Source organism: Brevundimonas sp. (assembly GCF_016463485.1).
Classification (GTDB): domain Bacteria; phylum Pseudomonadota; class Alphaproteobacteria; order Caulobacterales; family Caulobacteraceae; genus Brevundimonas.
In genome coordinates this window covers 1-5,530 of sequence record NZ_JAEMRD010000187.1, presented here as the reverse complement: position 1 = coordinate 5,530, position 5,530 = coordinate 1, and the positions used below count along the sequence as shown (strand labels likewise).

The window sequence follows — 5,530 nt, the reverse complement described above, 5'->3', positions numbered from 1 at the left end:
CCTCGAAGTCGGCGGCGTCGACCGGGAACAGGCCGCAGAAGACCACCGACTGGACCTGTTTGAAGCCTTTCAGGGCGGCCGGCGTCGGCCTGCGTTCGTCGGTGATGGTGTCGCCGACGGCGGCGTCGGCCACCTGCTTGATCTGGGCGGTGATGAAGCCGACCTCGCCGGGGCCGAGCTGGTCCACGGGCGTGTTCTTGGGCAGGAAGACCCCGACCCGGTCGACCAGATGGGTCGAGCCGTTCTGCATCATCTTGACCCGCATCCCGGCCTTCAGCACCCCGTCGAACACCCGCACCAGCACGACGACACCCAGATAGGGGTCGTACCAGGCATCGACCAGCAGGGCCTTCAGCGGCGCGTCCGGATCCCCCTTGGGCGCCGGCAGACGGGTGACGATGGCCTCCAGCACGTCCTCGATGCCGATGCCCGACTTGGCGCTGCACAGCACCGCATCGCTGGCGTCGATGCCGATGACGTCCTCGATCTGTTGCCTGACCCGCTCGGGCTCGGCGGCGGGCAGGTCGATCTTGTTCAGGACCGGCACGATCTCGTGGTTGTTGTCGATGGCCTGGTAGACGTTGGCCAGGGTCTGCGCCTCGACCCCCTGCGACGCATCGACCACCAGCAGGCTGCCCTCGCACGCGGCCAGCGACCGGCTGACCTCATAGGCAAAATCCACATGCCCCGGCGTGTCCATCAGGTTAAGAATATATTCCTTTTCGTCCTTGGCCTTGTAGTGTAGTCTCACGGTCTGGGCCTTGATCGTGATCCCGCGCTCCTTCTCGATGTCCATGTTGTCCAGCACCTGAGCGGACATCTCGCGCGCGGTCAGCCCGCCGGTGAATTGAATCAACCTGTCGGATAACGTTGATTTCCCATGGTCGATGTGGGCGACCACGGAGAAGTTTCGGATTTGGGAAATGGGGGGCGTCGTCATGGTGCGGCGCGGTTAGCATGGGGTGCCCGCGAACGCCAACGCGGCCCCGGTCGATCTGACACAGGTTACATCGCAGTAATGGCGAAGGTGGGAGTTTGAGACCGACGCGCGAACGCGCTAATGAGCGCTGGTATTCCCGGCGCATGCATGCGCCCTAGACCCGCGCTCCCCCGCGTGGCCCGCGACAGGATGAACACCGTGGCGATCAACACCCTGACCCGGGCAGCCTTGCTGGCGACCGCGACACTCGTGCTGACGTCGTGCGGCAGCGGAGAAGCCAAGAAGGCGGAGGAAAAGGCCGCGGCCCAGAAAGCTGTGGCGGGTCAGACAGTGACTGTGGCGACCGCTTCGGTGACCTCCCTGCCCCGTATCATCACCGCCTCAGGCAGCATCACGGCCTGGGAAGAGGTTCCGGTCGGCGCCGAGACCGGGGGGCTGACCGCCGTCGGCCTGTTCGTCGATGAGGGCTCCTATGTGCGTCAGGGTCAGGCCCTGGTCCAGATGAACGACGTCCTGCTGCGCGCCCAGCTGCGCCAGCAGCAGGCGGCGGTGCAGACCGCCGAAGCCAATCTGGCGCGCGACGAGGCGGCGCTGGGCCGGTCGCAGGAGCTGAAGGAGCGCGGCTTCCTCAGCCAGGCGTCGCTGGACACCGCCCTGGCCAACCAGCGGGCCTCGGCCGCCAACCTTGCCGCCTCTCGCGCTTCGTTGTCGGAGACCCAGACCCGCCTGAACCAGGCCACCATCCGCGCGCCCGTGTCCGGCCTGATCGCCAGCCGCAGCGTGACGCGGGGCCAGATCATCCAGGCGGGGGCGGAACTGTTCCGCATCGTCCGCGACGGCCGGCTGGAACTGGACGCCCAGGTGCCCGAGACCGAGCTTGGCCTGGTCCGCGCCGGACAGTCGGCCACGATCTCGTCCGACCAGCTGGGTCAGGCGACCGGCCGGGTCCGCATCGTGACGCCCCAGGTCGATGCGACCAGCCGCCTCGGACTGGCGCGGATCGCGCTGTCCGGCACCAACGGCTTCAAGCCCGGGATGTTCGCAAAGGCCCAGATCGACGTCGGCTCCCAGCCCACCATCACCGTGCCGACAGCCTCTGTCCTGTACCGCGAGAACCGCTCGGGCGTGTTCGTGGTCGGTGCCGGTAACCAGGTCCGCTTTGCCCCGGTCGAGGTCTTGTCGCGCGGCGCAAGCCAGACGTCCGTCAATGGCCTTCAGGCCGGTGCACGCGTCGTGGTCGACGGGGCCGGTTTCCTCGGTGATGGCGACCGGGTGACGGTCTCGGGGGCTGTGGTCACCTCGCCTGCTCCGGCCGTGCGCTAGGGACCGACCATGAAGAACATTTCCTCCTGGTCGATCAAGAATCCGATCCCGATCATCCTGTTGTTCACTCTGCTGACGATCGCGGGGCTGCTCAGCTTCAACAACATGCGGATCAACAACAATCCGGATATCGATTTCCCTCTGGTCAATGTCTACGCCGGGCGGCCCGGCGCGGCACCCAGCGAGATGGAAATTCAGGTCACCCGACTGATCGAGGACTCGCTGGCCGGCCTGTCGGGTGTGCGCCACATCAACTCCCAGATCACGGACGGCTCCTCGTCCACAACGATCGAATTTGAACTGGGCACAGATACCGAGCGGGCGACGAATGATGTCCGCAACGCGATGAGCGGCCTGCGCGCCGACCTGCCGCAGGACATGCAGGAGCCGTCGGTTCAGCGCATCGACATCACCGGCGACGCCCTGATCACCTGGGTCGTGTCGTCCTCGACCATGACGCCGGAAGAGATCAGCTGGTTCGTGGACAATGAGGTCAGCCGGACGTTGCTGGCCATCAAGGGGGTGGGCGAGGTCAATCGCGGGGGCGGCGTGGACCGCGAGATCGCGGTCGAGCTGGATCCCGACCGGCTGGCCTCCTACGGCCTGACGGCGGCGGCTGTCAGTCAGGCCCTGACCAGCGTCAACGCGGACCAGCCGGGTGGCCGCGTCACGATTTCGGGCTCCGAACGATCGATCCGCACCCTGGGCGCCGCGACCTCGATCGACGCCCTGCGCGAGACCCTGATTCCTCTGTCCGGGGGACGTCAGGTGCGGCTGGGCGACCTCGGCCGGGTCGAGGATCACTGGTCCGAACCGCGTCGTCTGGCGCGCTACAACGGCCAGGAAGCGATCACCTTCAACTTCCTGCGTTCGCGAACCGCATCCGAGGTCCGGATCGCCGAAAAGGTCCGCGAAGCCGTCGCCGAGATCGACGAGAGCCACCCGGAGCTGACGATCCGCCAAGTCAACGCCAGCGTCGAACAGATCGAGGAAAGCTACATCGCCTCGCTGGAGGCCCTGCTGCTGGGTGCCGTCCTGGCAGTGATCGTGGTCTTCATCTTCCTGCGTGACTGGAGGGCGACCTTCATCACCGCCATGGCCATGCCTCTGTCGCTCATCCCGGCCTTCGCGGTGCTGGGACCGATGGGACAGTCGCTGAACGTGGTCAGCCTGCTGGCCCTGTCTCTGACCATCGGCATCCTGGTCGATGACGCCATCGTCGAGATCGAGAACATCGTGCGCCACATGCGCGACGGCAAGCCACCCTACGACGCCTCCATGGAAGCGGCCGACGAGATCGGCCTGGCCGTCGTGGCCACCACGGCGACGATCATCGCGGTCTTTGCGCCCGTCGGCTTCATGCCCGGCATCATCGGCCAGTTCTTCAAGGCATTCGCCCTTGCCGCCTGCGTGTCCGTGGCCTTCTCGCTGGTCGTGGCGCGAACGCTGACCCCGCTGATGGCCGCATACCTCCTCAAGCATCACAAGCACGACGACGCCGATCCGTTTTGGATGTCAGGCTATCTGAAGGCGCTGGGGTGGAGCCTGAGGAATCGCTGGAAGGTCTTCGCCATGGGCACGGCGCTGTTTGTCGGCTGCGGATTCCTGGCCACCAGGGTACCGTTCGAATTCTCCCCCGGCGGCGACGTCGGCCGGGCCGGGTTTTCGGTCGAACTGCCGCCCGGTGCGACGCTGGCCCAGACCGACGCGATCGTACAGCGCATAACCCGGGACCTCCGCGCCCGGCCTGAGGTGACGTCGGTCTATGCCTCCGTCGGCGGCCAGGAGGTCAACCAAGCCAACGTCTTCGCCGACCTCGTCAACAAGGGCGACCGCGACCTGAGCCAGCAGGAATTCGCTCGCACCATGGTCGACGGCTGGAAACCCATTCCCGGTGCCCGTATCGGTGCCGGCGTCGCACAGCAGGGCGGAGGCCCCAGCGACGGCACCTCCTATCAGTTCGCGATCCTCAGCGACGACGGCGCCGCTCTGACCGCAGCCGCCCGCAAGGTCGAGGCGGAGATGCGGACCGTTCCGGGCCTGGCCAATGTCGTCAACACGGCCTCAATCGCCCGGCCGGAGATCCTGGTCACGCCGCGCCCGGATCAAGCCGCCCTGATGGGTGTATCGACCAGCGCCATCTCCCAGGCCGTCCGCGTCGCCACGATCGGCGACGTCGATCAGAACCTGCCCAAATACAATCTGGGCGACCGTCAGGTGCCGATCCGCCTGAGACTGACCCGTGACGCCCGAGAGGATCTGTCGGTCGTCGAGAACCTGCGGGTTCCTACTTCCAGCGGAACGGCCGTGCCGTTGAGCGCCGTCGCCGACATTCGCTTCGGTGCCGGGCCCTCCCAGATCCTGCGCCAAGACCGCAGTCGCGTCGCCACGATCTCTGCCGAACTCGACGGCATCCGCAGCGGCGAGGCGGGTGTGGCGGTCAACCAGTTGCCCTCGGTAAAGAACCTCCCCGCCGGCGTGCGCCAGGTGCCGGCAGGCGATCAGGAGTTCATCCAGGAAATGATCACCGGTTTCGCGATCGCCTTCGGCACCGGCATCCTGCTGATGTACGCCGTCCTGGTCCTGCTGTTCAAAAGCTTCGCCTCTCCGATCACCATCATGGCCTCCCTGCCCCTGGCCATCGGCGGGGCCTTCGTCGCCCTAGTGATCGGCGGGTCCAGCTTCTCGATCTCGTCCCTGATCGGGATCCTGATGCTGATGGGGATCGCGGCCAAGAACTCCATCCTGCTGGTCGACTACATCATCATCGCCGAGCAGGAGGGCCAGACCCGGCTCGAGGCGATCGTGGACGCCGCTCACAAGCGGGCGCGACCGATCCTGATGACCACCTTCGCCATGGGTGCCGGGATGATCCCGGTCGCCGTGGGCTGGGGTGCCGACGTCGAGTTCCGCCAGCCGATGGCCATTGCGGTCGTGGGCGGCCTGATCTCGTCCACCTTCCTCTCCCTGCTGTTCATCCCTCCGATCTTCACCATCGTGGACGACGTCAGCGGCTGGGCCAGACGTCGGCTGGGCAAGACCTTCGCCAGTCAACGCGAGGTCGCGCCGGGGTCCAGGGCGGCGGAAGTGCCGGCGGAATAGTCGCGATCCGGCGGCCCGGGACATGCTCGGCCGCCTTGCGACTTGAACCCCGGCCCGCCCGTCTATATAGCGGCGCCTCGCGTGCGTTTAAGCGCATGACATTGGGTCGTGGCTGGGTAGCTCAGCTGGTTAGAGCGGTGGATTCATAACCCACAGGTCGGCGGT

At 66.4% G+C, this 5,530-nt stretch carries 3 protein-coding genes; 2 read left to right on the top strand and 1 reads right to left on the bottom strand.

Features of this window, described 5'->3' with window-relative positions:
• Positions 1–940 (bottom strand): GTP-binding protein (locus JHC99_RS17270; RefSeq protein WP_292155887.1); only part of this gene is annotated, 940 nt, incomplete at its 3' end.
• A gap of 198 nt (positions 941–1,138) precedes the next feature.
• On the opposite strand from JHC99_RS17270, the gene JHC99_RS17265 reads away from it, so the two are divergent.
• Both JHC99_RS17265 and JHC99_RS17260 read left to right on the top strand, forming a co-directional pair.
• Complete coding sequence (locus JHC99_RS17265) at positions 1,139–2,263, top strand: efflux RND transporter periplasmic adaptor subunit (RefSeq protein ID WP_292155886.1); 1,125 nt, start codon at positions 1,139–1,141, stop codon at positions 2,261–2,263.
• A gap of 9 nt (positions 2,264–2,272) precedes the next feature.
• Complete coding sequence (locus JHC99_RS17260; RefSeq protein WP_292155885.1) at positions 2,273–5,365, top strand: efflux RND transporter permease subunit; 3,093 nt, start codon at positions 2,273–2,275, stop codon at positions 5,363–5,365.
• Positions 5,366–5,530: the final 165 nt, after the last annotated feature.

Coding starts and splice junctions, on each gene's coding strand:
- JHC99_RS17260 (WP_292155885.1), top strand. CDS start 2,273: ATGAAGAACATTTCCTCCTGGTCGATCAAGAATCCGATCCCGATCATC.